Here is a 17,868-nt window from a genome sequence, read left to right on the forward strand (position 1 = left end):
GTAGTTTTGCAGGGGGTCTATTATAAAATAGATAAAATAATAATTATTTTTATTTGTTTTTATATGATAATTTTTATAAGAATGACAAAAATTAATTTTGCTATTATATGTCATTTTCAAGAATTAATCTAGAAATATTTTTTATCAAAAAAATTACTATTTTAAAATAATCTTAAAATAATTTTTCTTCGAAAAATAAAATAACTCTTTTATTTTCAATGACTTAAATTTATATTCTACAAATATTATTATTCTTTTTATAAATTATTTTTTAAAATTTTATGATTATTTATTGTTTTTTTTGTTGGTTTTTTATAAATATGATTAATAAAAATTTTTTTATAAAAAATAATATTATTTTAGATAAATATTTGACTTATAAAAATTATTTGTTATAATACTTGCCAGCTTGCCAGCTAATTATTTGCCTATTAAAAAGTAATTAGTCAAATATTAACAGGTGTTTGCAAAGGCTGCTAAAGGGTCTGATTGAACATTTAGTTTCGCTCTTGTTTTACAGGTTTGTCAGACAAATAATTAATACAGGTAATAATCTGCATGAATCGGTAGATAGGGGGCTAAGATGTTGTTGGATAATTTGCGAGCGATGGCGGTTTTTGTGGCAGTCGTTAGGCATGGTTCATTTAGTGGTGCCGCTAAAGAACTAAATATTACCACAAGTGCAGTTAGCCAACAGATTCGCTCATTGGAAAACGAGCTTGGGGCGGTGTTATTGCAACGCTCGACACGCAGAGTTAGTCTTACCGAAGTGGGCGAGTTATTTTATCAGTCAGCCTTAAAAATGGTAACGGCAGCCGAGATGGGTTGGCATCAGGCAAGCCGTTTGCGTGATGACGTCATGGGCAACCTAACCATCGCGACCACGCCACAGGTGGCTTGCCAATATCTCATGCCTGCTTTATCAGATTGGTTGGTGCAAAATGAATCTTTGTCGCTACACTTTATGGTGCATGGGGAAGAGCTTGACATGACTCATGACCGTGTGGACATCTGCGTGGGTTTTGTCGATGCCAAAGAAGTAAGTGAACATGATAAAAATAATGTGTTACTGACTTATGTGCCACAGTTATTATTGGCATCGGGCGACTATCTGAATAGGCATGCACCCATCCGTAGCATTGATGATTTGGCTGAGCAGGATTTTATTTTGTTAGACGGCAATCGCACGATAACCTTCGCTACAGGTGAGACGGCCGCCATAAAAAGTCGCCTTAGTACCAACAGCTCTAAAATCGCCCTAAAACTTGCCATGTCGCACCAAGGCATCATCAAGGTTAATGTTTTGGACGCTAAGCCATTCATCCAAAGTGACGAGCTTAAAAACGTGCTGGCAGGGCATGAACTACCGCCCTTGGCATTGGTGGCAAGACTGCCTGATAAAGAATTTCAGCCCATCAAAGTGCAACGCTGTTTGGATATTTTGGTAAAGCATTTTGCTAATCTTGAATAAAAAATAAAACGCTCATCATTGAGCGTTTTTTGCGATGTGGCGTTTTACCAATCTATCAGCATCCGTACGGCTGTCCAATGCCGAGAGCAGAGCATATGCCCCGATAAATTTGCGACTGATGAACATCAGCTCTTTGGGTGGTAGGCTAAATTCTAGCGACTGCATGCCTGATTTGGCGGTGGTCATGACACGCTGATATAGGTCGCTTTTTGCCCAGATGTATTTGTCATCATCGAGATATTCGCTGTCTGCGGTATCGCTGTCGGCAAATGGCTCGCACGCCATCATTAGCACGTCTGCCACATTATCTTGGGGTTTGCCCGTTAATTTATCAAAAAAATCATAGCCAGTCATCGCATTTTTCATCATCGTTTTGTCTTGATAATGACCTGCGATGAGTAGATTTTTGGCAATGGTTAATAATTTGTCATCAAATTGTTTAATCGCCCCAAAATCGAGGAGTATCAATTTGTCTTGTTCGGTAACATCATCAAGTCTGACCAAATAATTGCCAAAATTGGGGTCGGTTTGCATCTCGCCCCATTCAAAAATCTCTCGCATGACAATGTCAATGGCGGATTGCCCTAAGTGATTACGGCGTGTTTGATTTAATGATTGTAGGGCAGGGTCATTTAAATGAATGCCTGCTTCATAACTCATGCAAATCAGACGGGGTGTGGAATAATTATCATAAATGGTCGGTACGATATATCGCTCATCGCCTTTGAGATAATCGGCAAATCGCTTGGTGGTGTTTGCTTCCATGACATAATCTACTTCCCGATGTAATAACTGCCTAATCTCGCCAAACCAGTCATCTAGAGCTTTGGTTTGGGGGACGGCGTTGGTTACTTTTAATAAATGCTTAAATAACGACAAATCCGAATCAATGGCTTGGGCGACATTGGGGTATTGGACTTTTAGGACAACTTCTCGCCCTGAATATTTGTGCGTGGCTTTGTGGACTTGGGCAAGGCTTGCCGTGCCAATGGGTGTCCGCTCAATCTCAAAATCATCAATCCGCTCGCCCAGCTCCGCCCGTATCGTCTGATAGATGATGTGCCACGCCAATGGGGCGGTCTGAGCGTCTAGGGTGTGCAGGGCATTGACGACTTCACGGGGGAGCATATGCTCGCCATATAACGCCAGCATTTGCCCGACTTTGACGACCGACCCTTTTAATTTGCCAAGCTCTGCCACCAAATAATCCGCCTGCTCTTGCATGAGCGTGTGTTTTTGGAGTTCCCGCTGTTCTTTGGATAAAAAAAGCCCTGTAACGCCACTTTTCGCCCAGTTTTTGCCGATGTTTAGGGAAGTTTTGGCAATGCTTAACTGGCGAGAAAAGGTGGACGTTTTTACGGTATCTAGGGGCTTTTTGTCGGTCATTGAGCTATCAAATCATTTAAAATTGGCGATTATAGCAGAAAACGGGGGTTTTGGCTATGCTCTTTTGGGGGTAGGTGTGGTTGGGTGTTGGCGGTAGAAAATGCCAAGTTTGTTGCTTGGCATTTAAATGAATTAAATCAAAATCAGCCACTTATCATTGAGCCAATTTGCACAACTTGCCAATAAGTCGTTATCCAAATCACAAGATAAGTCATCAAACGTAATCACGTCATGATTGGTAAAGCGGTTAATGAGTGCCAGCTCTTTGTCATTAAAACACACGCATTCGCCATTGATGTACCAATCGTCATTTTGTCGGACAAATCGGCAGGCAGGATTTATCATCAGGCATTCGCCATTTTGTAAGCGTTCAGCCAGTTCATCAGGGGCAAGTTCGTCATCAAAGGCAATCAAATCATATTGGCGTTTGCTAACCAATTCACTCAACGCTTGGGTTAAAATGGCGTTGCCTTTGTCAGAATTTAGTAAATTGATAAGCTCATTTTTTATGGTAGAAATACTCTCGTCTGTCAGCTCATAAGCGTTGTTTTGTAAGGCTTGGGGCAGGATAAGCGGAGAGAATAGGGCGTGTTCGCCTGTGGCAACATCTGCCACTTCGTCTAGGATTTGCACCATGTTGGGACGGCGAAACCCAAAGCTAAACGTCAAACAGTCGTCTTGGGCGACCCCATAATGGCTAAGGCGTGGCGGTACATACAGCACGTCCCCTGCTTCTAGGATTTCATCAAAAATAATCTGCCCCATGTCGTCAAGCAGGCGAATGGGCTGACCTTCAATAAATGGCGTGTCGCTACTGCACATTTTGCCAAGCGTCCAACGGCGAGAGCCATACCCTTGTGCCAAAAACACGTCATATTCATCATAATGCTCGCCTACCGAACCACCCGCCCCAGCGACCGATACCATGATGTCGTCTTGTTGCCATTTTGGAATAAAATCAAAGGCTTGCCACAGCTCGCCAAGCTCGGGCGACCACTGTTCTAGGTTTTGCACCAGCACTGTCCATAGGCGTGGGGTGTTTTGCAAATCTTGCTCGGTCAAAGGCGAATTTTTGAGCGTCCACTCCTTTGGGTTGTCGTCTTTTTGGGCGATAAGCCGTGCTGATGCGCCGTCTTCTATCGCCAAATCAAGCACGTCTGTCGGCTCAAACATACCCACAAGGGCAGGCAAGCCGTTTTTGATAAGTAGAGGCTTTTTTTGCCAATATTCTGCCAAAAAAATCTCGGGCGTGATGTCGGCAGGCAGGCAAAAGGGGAGTTTGTCGGTCATGGATGTCTCTTTTTGATAAATCTGTTATCTTTAAAATGTGATGTTGTTAATCATTGGTATGTTTGAAATTATCCAAAATCATTAGGGCGAATGTGATTCGCTCCTACCAAATTAACACAAGGTTTAAATTTTCTATTTTATCAATGTTTACCCCAAAAAACCATTTTTTACCACAAATTTAATGACTGATTTAAAAAGCGGTTTAAAAATGGGCGATTTTTCTTTATAATGGCAATTTTATGCGATTAAGAGAATATCATGTCAGACACCCATTTAGATGACCAGTTTAGCGATGATGCCGAGCAAGAATTTGACAGCTCAGACAACTTAGAACACTTAGACGAGCTAGACAATGGCAAATTAAGCCCTGCCCAAATTGACGAGTTGCATATTCAGCTTGATGAAGCAGGACGAAATTTGCGTACCATTCGGGATTTTATCCGTTTTTGTGTGAGCAAACTGCGTGAATATGACGTGGTGGTGGCACAGGGGACGACCGATGAATTTGCCGAAAGCTCTGCCATTGTCCTGCATACGTTAAACCTAGATTGGGGGGCGAATCCTGAGATTTTGGATTGTCGTTTGACCGACAGTGAAAAACAGGCGGTACTTGATTTGCTCGCTGAGCGGATTATTCAGCGTAAGCCTTTGTCGTATCTCATTAACTTAGCGTATTTTTGTAATTTGCCGTTTTATGTGGACGAGCGTGTGCTTATTCCACGCTCGCCCATTGCCGAGCTTATTAATCAAAACTTCTATCCATATTTTGATGTGGATAATGCCAACAAAACCAAATTTTTTGCCCACGGCTTGCAAGAGTTGCAACTGGCTCCGCCTGAGCGTATTTTAGACCTTTGCACAGGATCAGGTTGTATCGCCATTGCCTTGGCGGTAGCATTCCCCGATTCCAACGTCGACGGGGCGGACATTGATAAAGATGCCTTGGAGGTGGCATGGACGAACGTCGAGCATCATGAATTATCTCATCAAGTGAATCTGGTTGAAAGTGATTTATTTGCCAAAATCCCTGCCGAGAATCAGTACGAACTGATTGTAACCAATCCACCTTATGTGGATGCTGCGGTCATGGCAGAGTTGCCACCGGAGTTCTTGCATGAGCCAGAACATGCCTTAGCGGCAGGGCAGGATGGGTTGGATTTGGTGCATCAAATCTTGTACCACGCCCCTGACTATCTGACCAAAGACGGGCTGTTGGTGTGCGAAGTGGGCGACAGCGAATGGGCGTTACGCCAATCTTATCCTGAGATTCAGTTTGACTGGCTCACCTTCCAAAAAGGCGGAAGTGGGATTTTTGCCATTACCTGCGAAGAGCTTTTGGAATATCGTGATGAGTTTAAAAGGCAGGTGGATAGGGTGAAGGGGAGATAATGGATGGATTGCTTTATTGGTGATGAGGTTTAATTTGTCGCCTTGGTATTATGACTGATGAGCGATAAGTGGGTTTTTAAAATACCGCCAGCAAACTCACTCACACAGGCATGAATCGTCTTGCTTACCGCAGATGTGGCGATTTGCACATGAGCATTTTCATCAATGACAGCTTGACCCAGTTCGGTAAGGGTGACACTTTGTGGGGCTTTTTCGCTCACACAACTACATACTTTGTTTTCAAGAGCTGTTTTTTGTTCAGTAGTCATCAGCATGGTGATGGTTTTGTAGGCATTATAGCCATTGAGCTGGGTGCGACATTGGGTGTTCACAGCAGTTTTAAATACTGCCATACCGACATTGGTTGCGGTATTAATGGCGTTGCTTGTATCATTCGTGCCTGTGGTGGCACAACCTGTTAGTAGGATAGCACCTGCCATGATGCTAAGCATTAATTTTTTCATAAAGCCCCTCTGATTAAAAATTACTCATCTTTGATGTCACAAAATTGTGCTGTTAAAACACCTGCTAACTCATCAGGGGCAATGCCAATATCCAGCCCACGTCTGCCACCACTCACATACATGTTATCAAGGGCTTGGGCGGACGAATGTATCACGGTTGTTAGGCGTTTTTTCTGCCCAATGGGACTAATCCCACCCACGATATAACCTGTTAAGCGTTCGGCGTCGCTAGGGTTTGCCATGACAAGCTTTTTTACACCGACAGCATTCGCCATTTTCTTTAAATTAAGCAGATGACAAACAGGTAGTATCGCCACAAAATACGCCTTACCGTCCGTAACGAGCAAGGTTTTAAACACTTCATCAGGCGATAAACCTAACTTTTCGGACGCTTCCAACCCAAAATTGGTGTTATTTGGGTCATGGTCGTATTCATGAATACTGTGGGCGATTTTTTGCTTTTTTAACAGGCGAATGGCAGGGGTCATGACATTACTCAATCGGCTTTAAAGGTTGTACCACATCGGCATTTTGCCCACGATGACGCAAATAATGGTCAAGTAGGACAATGGCAAGCATCGCCTCGGCAATCGGTGTGGCTCGCACGCCCACACAAGGGTCATGACGACCTTTGGTAATCACATCTGTGGCTTCACCGTCTAGGTTTATTGTCTTGCCTGCGGTGGTGATACTGGCGGTCGGTTTTAGGGCGATAGCGACACGAATAGTCTGCCCGCTACTAATCCCACCCAAAATTCCGCCTGCGTGATTGGCACAAAAGCCCTCAGGGGTCAACTCGTCTCGGCTTTCATGTCCAAACTGCTCGGCAACGCCAAAGCCATCGCCAATCTCCACGCCTTTGACGGCATTGATAGACATCATCGCATGGGCAATATCGGCATCTAGGCGGTCAAAAATCGGCTCGCCTAAGCCCACAGGGACATTTTCAGCAAAAATCTCTAATTTCGCCCCACAGCTTGTGCCTTGTTCACGCAAAGACGTAACCAATTTTTCAAAGCGTGGTATAGCGTCAATATCCCCACAAAAAAACAGATTTTGGTTTACAATATCCCAATCAAGCTTCTCAGCTTTTTCGGTACCGATTTGGGTAACATGACCACGAATGATAACGCCCAAGCGTTCTTTTAGGTATTTTTTGGCAATCGCTCCTGCTGCCACACGCATGGCAGTTTCACGAGCAGACGAACGCCCACCGCCACGATAATCCCGAAAGCCATACTTCATTGTGTAAGTATAATCGGCATGATTGGGGCGAAAAGTCGTGGCGATGTTGCCATAATCTTTGGATTTTTGGTCGGTGTTACGAATGAGTAGTCCAATCGGTGTGCCTGTGGTACGCCCCTCAAACACCCCAGAGATAATCTCCACCACGTCATCTTCTTTACGCTGAGTGGCGAATTTGGACGTGCCAGGTTTACGGCGGTCAAGCTCGGCTTGCAAATCCGCCTCGCACAGCTCCAAATTGGGCGGTACACCGTCCACAATCGCCATAAGTCCCACGCCATGCGACTCGCCACAGGTGGTTACGGTAAAAAGTTGTCCTATTGTGTTGCCTGACATGGGTTGCTCTCTTTGATTGTCTTATGTTTGGATGAAGTATAATTAATTAGGGCGTGCCTACCATTGACAACATTTTAGATAAAATAATGGTAAAATTTAACAATTCTATCAATTTTTGCATGAAAAATGGCTGTCCAACCACTTAATTTAAAAAGTTAAGTAAAATTCTTGCAATTTACCCGGTTAAGTGGTCGGATTGTGTTTCATCGTCAAAAACTTGTCTGATAGAATAACTATCAGCCTATGTTTTTCATGCACAAACGGTTGGCTTGTTTCTAAAATATGCCTATATTGTAAATGGCGTTATAAAGGTTTAGCACGCCCTATATCAAGTGTGTTAATCAAGTGTCAAGTAAACAGTTTTTCTCTTTCTATCTATATAGGTGATAATTTTTTTTATCCACCTATAAAATTGTAAGAATGGTCTTTTTATCTCTCTCCAAATTTTTTTATACAAATTTTGATTGATTTTTTCACGCTTAATTCTAAGTACGTTTTCAAATCTATTTCGACGATCTTGTTCTAATTGACTTGAAATAATAGTTTGATTGGTCTGTCTGTCACTTTGTATGCATAGACAGGGGTTTAATTGATATGGGCGATACTTACCATGTTTTATGTAATGTTCAAATACAATGTGATCGACAGCAATAATGCCGTTATATTCAGTATAATCTTTATGAAAGTCCACAAGATTGATAGCGGCATCTTTGGATAATATATATCCTGCACATCCAAGATGAATATCAATAAGAGGGATTAAAAACCTGTCTTTTGCAGAAATCTTAGTGCCTTTTGACAAAATGATTTTGTCAAACAACTCTATTTTGATAATGTGGCAATCTTCGGGAATCCAGTCGATATTGTTTAGGAATGACTGACTTGAATTGGCTAAGTATACATCATCCTCAAAGATTCCAATATATTCCAAATCATCATCAATGGCTTTTTGCCATAAACTAATATGACTAAATAAGCATGCCAGCTCTCCTTTGGTTAGATTGGCATTGGTGATATCTAGCCCAAATTTAGCCGCTAATTCATCAATTTGGTCTGGCGTAACAGCATCAAAAAATTCAAAATTAATCTCTTTTTGTCCAAATTCTTGTATAATATGTAGACGTCTTTCTTGTGCATTGGCAAGACTGATGACATAATTTTTAAGCATGGCGTTGGCGAATGAAAAAATTTATGGTATATTGCCTAAATTTCGTCATTTTGTCAAGCTACGATTGGGAGCTGCATGAAAATATTACACGTTTTATTAACTTCTTTGCCCATTCCACCTAATGATTATGGCGGGACGGAGAGGGTATTATGGGCGTTATATCAAGGGCAAAAAGAGCTTGGGCATGATGTTAGGTTTTTGAGCAGATATGACAATAAAAATCCCGATGGTTTGATATATGACGAAAATAAACCCTTGGAGAGTCAAATAGAAGGTTGGGCAGATATTATTCATTTTCATTTTCCCTATGATGGCGAGATAAATACGCCATTTGTCTGTACTGAGCATAGTAATAGCAATATTGAAAAAGAATTTAATATCAATACCATTTATTTATCATCCAAACACGCTGAGAATTACAATGCCAGTTGTTATGTGCATAATGGGCTGTATTGGGCGGATTATGGCGAGCCAAATTTGGACAATCCACAAAATTATGTGCATTATTTGGCAAAGGCGACATGGCGAATCAAAAACGTACAAGGAGCGATAAAAATCGCCCAAAATGCCAATATGCCCATGCATATTTTGGGTGGTAAGCGTTTTAATCTAAAACGCAACCCGTATTTTTATTTGTCATCGGATTTGACTTTTCATGGTATGGTGGGTGGCAAGGCTAAAAATGACCTTGTGAGAAATTCAAAAGGGCTGATTTTTCCTGTGTTATGGCATGAGCCGTTTGGGCTTGCCATGATTGAAAGTTTGTATTTGGGTTGCCCTGTATTTGCCACGCCATTTGGGGCAATGCCTGATATTATTAGCGATGAAGTGGGAGTGTTGTCGGACAGTTATACGGTGCTGACCGAAGCGGTTAAAGATGTTGATAAATTTGACAGACGAGCGTGCCATGAGAGAGCCAAAACGCATTTTAGTCATTTGTCCATGTCAAAGGCGTATGTGGAATGCTATGAAAGAGTATTGGCGGGCGAGAATTTAAACGCGCAACGCCCAAAATCAAAGGCGAATATCAAGGATAAGCTACATATGAGAGCATAGTTAGTTAGCTACTTAAATGGTACTATCTTGTAAACAAGCCTTTTTAAAATGCTTCGCTTCCATGTTTTCATGCGACGGTTAAATTGTTGGGTTAAAGTCATGGGTTGCTCATAGCGGTTGTTGCGAGTGGCTTCGAGTGTGCTTGTTAAGGTATTGTCATATCTATCTGACTGAATGGTTAGGGCGGGGTTTAGCTGATAGATGGTTGAATTAATGCAAGTGCTTCCGAATAAAATATGATCTATTGCCTGACCATGAATGTCAAAATCATGTTGCAAATAATCCATGAGCAAGCAAGCATAATCTTTTGAGATGATGTAACCGCATGCCCCAACGTGGGTGCTTTTTAGGGAGTGTAATGCTCTGCCGTGATGATGAATGGTGGGCTCGCCCAAATGCACCAATTCATGCCATGTTTCTAGTTTGATAATATCAAAAGAAAAGTTTAACCAGTCATCTTTTAAAAAGACAGTGGCATTTTCTCCCAAATATACATCATCTTCAAAAATGGCGATATGCTCCAAGCCATCATCTATCATTTTTTGCCATAAACAGACGTGGCTTAAAAAACATGCCTTTTCGCTAAGTGACAAGCGTTGGTTATTTACCAAAGGAATGTTTAATTGTGTGGAAATACGCCCTATGCCATCTGGCGTAACCGCATCAAAAAATTCAAAATGAATGCCCTGCCTGCCAAATTCTGCCTTGAGATGCTCTCGGCGGTTAGTGGCAGTGGCTAGGCTGATGACATAGTTTTTCATGACTTATCCCGATTCTTCTGCCACAGCATGATGTATTTATCGAGCGTATAACCCAAAGACGCTACCGCCAAGATGTAGCCATACGCTCCGCCCATAAAGTCGGCACGGATAACGTACTCACGCACAAATGAAAACCACGAACGAGCAAGTAGCCCTGCCATACTTACGGTTTTGCCTTTGCTGTGCTTTTCTTTTGCCCAATCAAAGCTATATCGGATGTTTTTTACCAAAAAATGGTGTAAATTATCGTTGGTAATGTGGGGCAAATAGCCCTTTAATACCACGCTTGGCACACCTTGTTGGTCAAGCGATTCATGCACTTCCAAATCCGAGTAGCTAAAATGCGTGCGAGCATAGAGCCGAGCGAGCTTGTCGGTGTACCATGAGCGTGGCTGAACCTCCACACCACAAAAGGTATTGACCCGAGCAATAGCAAAAACTTTATCCGTCTGTACAGGCTGTCTTAATACATCGGCGATAGATTGCCTTAGGTCTTGGTCAAGGCGTTCATCAGCGTCCAACACCAGCACATAATCGCCTGTGGCATAAGACTGGGCAATTTGTCGCTGTCTACCAAAACCTTGCCAGTCGGTATTGACGTGCCATTTTGCCCCATATTGTTCGGCAATCTTGCGAGTATCATCGGTGCTACCGCTGTCCAAAATGATAATCTCATCTACCAAATCATGCACCGTATCAAGGCAGGCTTTTAGGTGTTTGGATTCGTTTTTGCAAATCATGACAAGCGATAGCGTGCTTTTTTTGTCGGTCAAATCAATGGGTGTAAGACTGTTGGCAAATTCTACCGATTTTAAAAATGCTTGTTCGGCTTGGTTGTGAGTCAAATCGTACAAAATGGCATATTTATTAAAGGTGTATTGGGTAAACATAAGTGCATAAATCAGCCCATATCTGCCCTGCAAAAATCGCCCGTCCACAAAATACTGCTTAAAAAACGCCCAAAATGGGTTTAAAATCACCTTGCTAAATTTACCTTTTTTGCCCTGTCTGTGCCTATCGTCTGCCCATGCCTTGGCGTATTCTAGGCGTTTGGTGAGCCAAAATAGGGGCGTGTCTGCCGTATGATGTCGCATGAAGCCATCAAGCGTGGCAGTAGTAGCTCCATTTAGCACGACCGATTCATGCACTAAGTTATTGTCATAGTTGTATTTTTTGGGATACAGTCGCCAATGAGCCTTGACCGCCCATAGCCTGTTGTCAATCTCATGACCAAAAATACAATCTATGCGTTTGATACCATATACTGTATCGCTTGGTGGATTTTTGATGACTGTCAAAATACTCTGTTTTAACTCATCGGTAATCTCTTCATCAGCGTCCAATGCTAATATCCACTCACCTGTGGCATAAGACTGGGCGATTTGTCGCTGCCTGCCAAAGCCTTGCCAATCGGTATTGACGTGCCATTTTGCCCCATATTGTTCGGCAATTTCACGGCTATTGTCGGTGCTACCGCTATCTAAGATGATGATTTCGTCCGCCAAGCCGTCTAAGGCAGGCAGGCTGATTGCCAAATTTTTGGCCTCATTTTTGACAATCATGACGACCGATAGGGGGTATTGATTCATCGCCAAGCATCCTTAATCCACTCACTTGGCAAAACGTGGCGATACCATTTACCACCCCCACCTGCGATAGCGTCTGGTGGATTAATCTCGCCATGAAAGATAACGATTTTTGCCCCGATTGGTTTTTTGGGTGGGACAAAATACGCCATGGGAATTTTTTGTAGGCAGTGGTATTTAAAACTCACACACCACGAACTGTCCCAATATTCCAAATGATGATGTTCACGCAGATAATTGGACAAAAACGCCTGTTCGTGGCGAACCTCCGAGCGGATTTTTTCAAAATTTTGTTCAAAATAACTAAGCAGGTTCGGATAAGTATTTTGCCCCACTTTAAAGCGATATACCGAGCTGTTACCCACCATTCGCCACGGTTTTTTCCAATCACGGATAATCATCACGCTATCGTCATGCTCCGCTTGGTGCGTAAAAAAGCAGTCAATATTATCCACGATGACAATGTCAATGTCCAAAAACAACGCCGTGCCTTTTAAATCATACAATTCTGGCTTAAAGGTCGTAAGCTTTTTCCAGCCACGCTCGGGCAGGTTGGTAGGCAGATTTAATTCGGGAATGGGATAGCATTTGACATTGTCATCAATGCCTGTGCTATCGTCCGTCAAGCACACCATTTGAAAATCAAGGGTCAAATGGCGTTTTACCATATTATACAGGCGATTGACGTACTCGGCACCGTATTTGGTTCCCCATTTCATACAAATCACATAGCGGTTGTCGGTCATGGATTTTCCTTGTTTTTGTCTATTTTATAAGATCTTATTTGAGCGTGCAAATCATCAAAAGGCAACAGATAGGGGTTTTCGCCAAAAGGCGTGGTCTTAAACCGCCGATAGCCCCACATATAATGGGCAAAATGCTCATTTATCATCATCTCCATACCACTATTTAGGGCGGTGGTAGCGATGATGTCGTTTTTGTCGTACAAATTGGGGTTGGTCAAATCATAACAAAATATCTCAAATCCGTCCTTGCCCTTGATACACGCCAAACCGACCAACGTACAGCCTGTTTTTTGGGCAAGTTTGGTGGTAAGCGTGCCTGTCATGGTAGGAATGCCAAAAAACGGCACGATTTCTCCGCCATTTTTGTCGGGGACATGGTCGGGCAAAATCACGGTAAATCCGCCTGATTTTAAGGTTTTAAAAATCGCCTTAACGCCTGTGCTGTCGGTGGGGACAAGCTTAGCGGACAGCCGTTCACGACCGCTTAGGATAAATCGGTCAAGGCTAGGATTGCCAGACGGTTTGTACATAATCGTCAAATCGCCAAAACCGCACAGCCATGCGTTCATCATCTCCCAAGTACCGATGTGTGGCACCACTAAAATCAGCCCCTTAGGATTGGCAAAACCACGCTCCAAAATCTCACGATTATGTACCGTTTTGATTTGGGCGATAGACCACTTTGGGGGCATTGCCCAGCTTTTGGCACTGTCTAGGGTGCTGGTAAGCTGATTTTGCAGGGCGGTAAAGGCAAGCCTGTCTCGCTCGTCCTTATCCATAAAAGGGTGGACTAGCATGAGATTGGTGCAAATACTGCGGTAAATACTGGCATTTGACCATTTGGCAAGATAAGACGCAAAACGAACCAATGCCCCTAATAAGGACATTGGCACGAATTTGATAAGATTAAGCATAAATCACAAGTCTATGATTATTCAGCTTTTTCTTTTTCACGCACACGAATGCCAAGCTCACGCAGTTGTTTGTTATCCACGCCAGCAGGGGCGGAGGTCAAGGGACATTCTGCTGTTTTGGTCTTAGGAAAGGCAATGACATCACGAATGGAGCTTGCCCCTGTCATCAGCATGACCAAGCGGTCAAGACCAAACGCCAATCCGCCATGCGGTGGAGCCCCGTATTTTAGGGCGTTTAGTAGGAAGCTAAACTTCTCTTCAGCTTCGGTCTCACTAATGCCTAACGCTTCAAAGACTGCCTTTTGCATGTCTAGGGTGTTGATACGCAGTGAGCCACCGCCAATCTCTGTGCCGTTTAGCACCATGTCATAAGCGATAGACAAAGCGGTCTCTGGGCTGTTTTTCATCTCTTCTACCGTGCCTTTTGGCTTGGTAAATGGATGGTGAACTGATGTCCATTTGCCGTCATCGGTCTCTTCAAACATCGGGAAGTCCACAACCCATAGTGGAGCCCACTCACAGGTCAAAAGGTTTAAATCATGACCGATTTTAACACGCAACGCACCCATGGCATCATTGACCACTTTGGCTTTGTCAGCACCGAAGAAAATGATGTCGCCATTTTCGGCACCTGTACGGCGGATAAGCTCGACAAGCACGTCATCAGTCATATTTTTGATGATGGGCGATTGTAATCCGCTTTCTTTATCCACGCCGTTGTTGATGTTGGATACATCATTTACTTTGATGTACGCCAAACCTTTTGCCCCATAAATACCAACGAATTTGGTGTAGTCGTCGATTTGCTTACGGCTGATTTCTGAACCATTTGGCACACGCAAGGCGGCCACACGACCTTTTGGATCTTGGGCTGGCGCTGAGAATACTTTAAATTCCACATTCTGCATGATGTCCGCCACGTCTACAAGTTTTAGTGGAATACGCAAATCGGGCTTGTCGGAGGCATAATCACGCATGGCTTCGCTATACGGCATACGCTGGAATTTGTCAAATTTTACGCCCAAAAGTTCGTCAAATAGCTTGACGGTCATGCCTTCCATTAAGTCCATGATGTCGTTGTCATCAAGGAACGATGTCTCAATGTCAATTTGGGTGAACTCTGGCTGACGGTCGGCACGCAAATCTTCATCACGAAAGCACTTGGCGATTTGATAATAACGGTCAATACCGCCTACCATAAGAAGCTGTTTGAATAGCTGTGGCGACTGTGGCAGGGCATAAAACTCGCCATTAGACACACGGCTTGGCACAAGGTAATCCCTTGCTCCTTCTGGAGTGGCACGAGTTAGGATGGGCGTTTCAACGTCCAAAAAGCCATGCTCGTCTAGGTAGTTGCGGATAAGGCTTGTTACCTTTGAGCGAAAACGCAAGCGGTCAAGCATTTCAGGACGGCGAATGTCAAGGAAGCGGTATTTTAGGCGTAGCTCTTCTGAGACGTTGCTAAAATCATCGTTTAGTGGAAATGGTGGCGTTTCGCTGGTGGCAAGGGTTTCAATCTCTTTGGCAAGAAGTTCAATTTGACCGCTTTTCATGTTGGGGTTTTGGGTGCCTTCGTATCTTTTACGCACACGCCCTGTGATTTTCAGGATGAATTCAGAACGTGCCTTATCAGCGGTGGCAAAGGCTTCTGGCGTGTCGGGGTCGATGACGACTTGCAACAGTCCATCTCGGTCTCTCATGTCCAAGAAAATCACGCCCCCGTGGTCTCTTCGGCGGTGCACCCAGCCGACAACGGTAATGGTTTGGTCAATGTAGCTTTCGGTAACACTACCGCAATATTCTGTGCGAATTGCCATAAATTTGCCTTTTTGAAAGTTGCTTTAAATTTTAAAAGTAAAATGGTTCAAACTTGCTATTATGCCTTGTAATGATAAAAGGTGCAAGATGTTTGGCGAAATTTTGTCGGATTTTTGTAGAATTTATCTTTAACAAATAGCCAAAAACGCCGTGATGTGGTACGATTGCTTTTTTAAAAAGCGTTTAAAAAATCGCCAATCCGTCTTTATCCTTTTGTCTGCCATTTTGCCATTGGGGGAACTCACACACGCATGAACACCTTAAATATTGTCTATCTTGTCTCGGCTTTGCTGATTTTTTCTAGTATCATGACCAGTACCCTGTCGGCTCGTTTGGGTGTGCCGTTGCTGTTGTTCTTTTTGGGTGTGGGCATGCTGGCAGGCGAAGAGGGGATTTTGGGGATAGAATTTGCCGAATATTCGCTTGCCAATTTTGTGGGGCAGGCGGCGTTGGCGTGTATTTTGCTTGACGGTGGCTTGCGAACGTCTTTTACGTCTTTTCGGGTGGGGCTAAAACCTGCGATTACATTGGCAAGTTGGGGGGTTTTTGCCACTGTCGTGAGTTTGGGGCTGTTTGCCACATGGCTACTTGACATTGATTGGCGATTGGGGCTACTTATGGCGGCGATTGTCGGCAGTACGGACGCGGCAGCCGTTTTTAGCCTTTTGCGAAATGGCGGGGTTAAGCTCAATGACCGTGTGCAAGCAACCTTGGAGATAGAGTCTGGGGCGAATGACCCGTTGGCGATTTTGCTCGTTACGGTGCTTATCGCCCTAAACCTTGACCCCAACAGCCAAAGTGTGGGCGGGGTGCTGGGTATGCTCGCCACGCAAATCATCGTGGGGCTGATAGTCGGCTTGGTATCGGGATTTGGCTTGTCTAAGCTCTTGCCAAAAGTGCATTTGGCGGAGGGCATGTACGCCATTTTAATTATGTCGGCAGGTTTGGCGGTGTTTGGGGCGACTAACTTGTTGGGCGGTTCGGGCTTTTTGGCGGTGTATTTGGCAGGCGTGGTTATCGGTAACACCAAAGTGCGTGCCACTGAACACGTTTTGCGGGTTATGGACAGTTTTGCGTGGTTGTCGCAAGCGGTGCTGTTTGTGGTGCTGGGGCTACTGGTTACGCCGTCTCACATTTTGCAGTTGTGGCACTATTCGCTTATCATTTTCTTGTTTTTGCTGTTTGTTGCTCGCCCGTTTGCTGTGGCGACAAGCCTTGTGCCGTTTGGCTTTCGCTCACGTGAGATCGGTTTTATCTCGTGGGTGGGACTGCGTGGGGCGGTGCCGATTACCCTTGCCATTTTGCCGATTATGAGCGGTGTTGAGGGGGCAGGACTTGCGTTTAATGTCGTGTTTGGGGTGGTGATTTTGTCGCTATTGGCTCAGGGGGCAACCATTCCATTTATGGCAAAACGTTTTAAGGTTTGGTTGCCAACAGACAACGAACCCAAGGCGGAGCATGAGATTTGGGTGGGGGATAATGCCAACATTACCCTGTATGAATTTGAGGTTAAAATGGGGGCGTTTGCCATTGGGCGACACCCCGAACGCATTTCTAGCAAAATCAGTCTGGACGGTGTTAGCGTGTTCGCCCTAGTGCGTAATGAGCGACTGCTAAGTATCCACGATGACACAATCCTACAAGTGGGTGATGTGGTGTGGTATGCCATGAGCGCCGATGTCGCCCCAAATATCGCCAAGATTTTTAATAATTCAGTGTCGGAATACCAAAAAACGAGCGAATTTTATGGCGATTGGCTGCTGTCGCCCCATGTCAAGGTGGCGGATTTGCCGTTTTATCGGCTTGCCATGGCAAGCACCGCCCCAACGTTCACCAAAATAACCCCTGTCGCCCAAGCCTTTGATAATGCGTTGGGCGGTTTGGGTAAGTTTACGCCACAAAAAATCCCCCAAAAAACACCCGTCCTATCAGGTGTGGACGATGAGCTGATTGATAACTTAAATAAAGCCAAAGATATGACGGTGGCGGAGTTTATGCTGTCGCATTTTAGTGTCAAAATGGTCAAGGGCGACATGGTCAAACTTAATGGCAACTGGTCGCTTGTGGTGCGTGATATGGACGATAGCGGACGACTACGTGGCGTGGGGCTAAAAAATACGGTCAAAAAGGAATAAGGAGCTTTTAAAACGCCGAACAAACCCCATTATTTTTAAAAATTGGTATTATTTAGTAAAGATACATTTTTAAAATTTGCCAATGCGGCAACTGTATTCCACT

15 protein-coding genes are annotated in these 17,868 nt (G+C 43.9%); 4 read left to right on the plus strand and 11 right to left on the minus strand.

Annotation, left to right across the window (positions count from 1 at the left end; translation table 11 throughout):
* Positions 1-583 precede the first annotated feature (583 nt).
* Complete coding sequence (locus B5J93_RS11180; protein ID WP_079326453.1) at positions 584-1,471, plus strand: LysR family transcriptional regulator; 888 nt, start codon at positions 584-586, stop codon at positions 1,469-1,471.
* Between the two features lie 15 nt (positions 1,472-1,486).
* Here the strand turns inward: B5J93_RS11180 and B5J93_RS11185 are convergent, their stop codons facing one another.
* Positions 1,487-2,857 carry an ABC1 kinase family protein gene (locus B5J93_RS11185; RefSeq protein ID WP_079326454.1) on the minus strand — a complete coding sequence of 457 codons (1,371 nt, stop codon included), beginning with the start codon at positions 2,855-2,857 and terminating at the stop codon, positions 1,487-1,489.
* A gap of 132 nt (positions 2,858-2,989) precedes the next feature.
* Positions 2,990-4,147 carry a cupin domain-containing protein gene (locus B5J93_RS11190; protein WP_079326455.1) on the minus strand — a complete coding sequence of 386 codons (1,158 nt, stop codon included), beginning with the start codon at positions 4,145-4,147 and terminating at the stop codon, positions 2,990-2,992.
* Between the two features lie 255 nt (positions 4,148-4,402).
* Here B5J93_RS11190 and prmB point away from each other — a divergent pair, with 255 nt between their 5' ends.
* Complete coding sequence (gene prmB / locus B5J93_RS11195; RefSeq protein ID WP_115236763.1) at positions 4,403-5,536, plus strand: 50S ribosomal protein L3 N(5)-glutamine methyltransferase; 1,134 nt, start codon at positions 4,403-4,405, stop codon at positions 5,534-5,536.
* A gap of 29 nt (positions 5,537-5,565) precedes the next feature.
* Here prmB and B5J93_RS11200 read toward each other — a convergent pair whose 3' ends face one another.
* The 4 genes from B5J93_RS11200 to B5J93_RS11215 form a co-directional block, all read right to left on the minus strand.
* Positions 5,566-6,000 (minus strand): hypothetical protein, encoded by a 435-nt coding sequence (locus tag B5J93_RS11200; RefSeq protein ID WP_174700895.1) that lies wholly within the window; start codon positions 5,998-6,000, stop codon positions 5,566-5,568.
* Positions 6,001-6,020: 20 nt separating this feature from the next.
* On the minus strand, positions 6,021-6,488 hold the full coding sequence (gene ybaK / locus B5J93_RS11205) for a Cys-tRNA(Pro) deacylase (protein ID WP_079326457.1): 468 nt from the start codon (positions 6,486-6,488) through the stop codon (positions 6,021-6,023).
* A gap of 4 nt (positions 6,489-6,492) precedes the next feature.
* On the minus strand, positions 6,493-7,581 hold the full coding sequence (aroC, locus tag B5J93_RS11210; RefSeq protein WP_079326458.1) for a chorismate synthase: 1,089 nt from the start codon (positions 7,579-7,581) through the stop codon (positions 6,493-6,495).
* A 337-nt stretch (positions 7,582-7,918) separates the two neighbouring features.
* Positions 7,919-8,749 (minus strand): glycosyltransferase family 25 protein, encoded by an 831-nt coding sequence (locus B5J93_RS11215; RefSeq protein WP_079326459.1) that lies wholly within the window; start codon positions 8,747-8,749, stop codon positions 7,919-7,921.
* A gap of 75 nt (positions 8,750-8,824) precedes the next feature.
* On the opposite strand from B5J93_RS11215, the gene B5J93_RS11220 reads away from it, so the two are divergent.
* Positions 8,825-9,805 carry a glycosyltransferase family 4 protein gene (locus tag B5J93_RS11220; RefSeq protein WP_079326460.1) on the plus strand — a complete coding sequence of 327 codons (981 nt, stop codon included), beginning with the start codon at positions 8,825-8,827 and terminating at the stop codon, positions 9,803-9,805.
* Positions 9,806-9,813: 8 nt separating this feature from the next.
* Here the strand turns inward: B5J93_RS11220 and B5J93_RS11225 are convergent, their stop codons facing one another.
* The 5 genes from B5J93_RS11225 to aspS are packed head-to-tail and all read right to left on the minus strand — an operon-like array spanning position 9,814 to position 15,629.
* Entirely contained in the window at positions 9,814-10,566 is a 753-nt protein-coding gene (locus B5J93_RS11225; RefSeq protein WP_079326461.1) for a glycosyltransferase family 25 protein, read from the minus strand.
* Complete coding sequence (locus B5J93_RS11230) at positions 10,563-12,155, minus strand: glycosyltransferase family 2 protein (RefSeq protein WP_079326462.1); 1,593 nt, start codon at positions 12,153-12,155, stop codon at positions 10,563-10,565. The genes B5J93_RS11225 and B5J93_RS11230 overlap by 4 nt, the downstream gene beginning before the upstream one ends.
* Positions 12,152-12,898 carry a glycosyltransferase gene (locus tag B5J93_RS11235; protein ID WP_079326463.1) on the minus strand — a complete coding sequence of 249 codons (747 nt, stop codon included), beginning with the start codon at positions 12,896-12,898 and terminating at the stop codon, positions 12,152-12,154. Before B5J93_RS11235 ends, B5J93_RS11230 begins: the two co-directional genes overlap by 4 nt.
* On the minus strand, positions 12,895-13,812 hold the full coding sequence (locus B5J93_RS11240) for a lysophospholipid acyltransferase family protein (RefSeq protein WP_079326464.1): 918 nt from the start codon (positions 13,810-13,812) through the stop codon (positions 12,895-12,897). Before B5J93_RS11240 ends, B5J93_RS11235 begins: the two co-directional genes overlap by 4 nt.
* 17 nt (positions 13,813-13,829) lie before the next feature.
* Positions 13,830-15,629, minus strand: coding sequence for an aspartate--tRNA ligase (gene aspS, locus B5J93_RS11245; RefSeq protein WP_079326465.1), 1,800 nt, complete (start codon positions 15,627-15,629; stop codon positions 13,830-13,832).
* Between the two features lie 252 nt (positions 15,630-15,881).
* Between aspS and B5J93_RS11250 the strand changes: the two genes are divergently transcribed.
* Entirely contained in the window at positions 15,882-17,765 is a 1,884-nt protein-coding gene (locus B5J93_RS11250; protein ID WP_079326466.1) for a potassium/proton antiporter, read from the plus strand.
* Positions 17,766-17,868: the final 103 nt, after the last annotated feature.

This window comes from Moraxella equi (genome assembly GCF_002027555.1).
Taxonomy (GTDB): Bacteria; Pseudomonadota; Gammaproteobacteria; order Pseudomonadales; family Moraxellaceae; genus Moraxella; species Moraxella equi.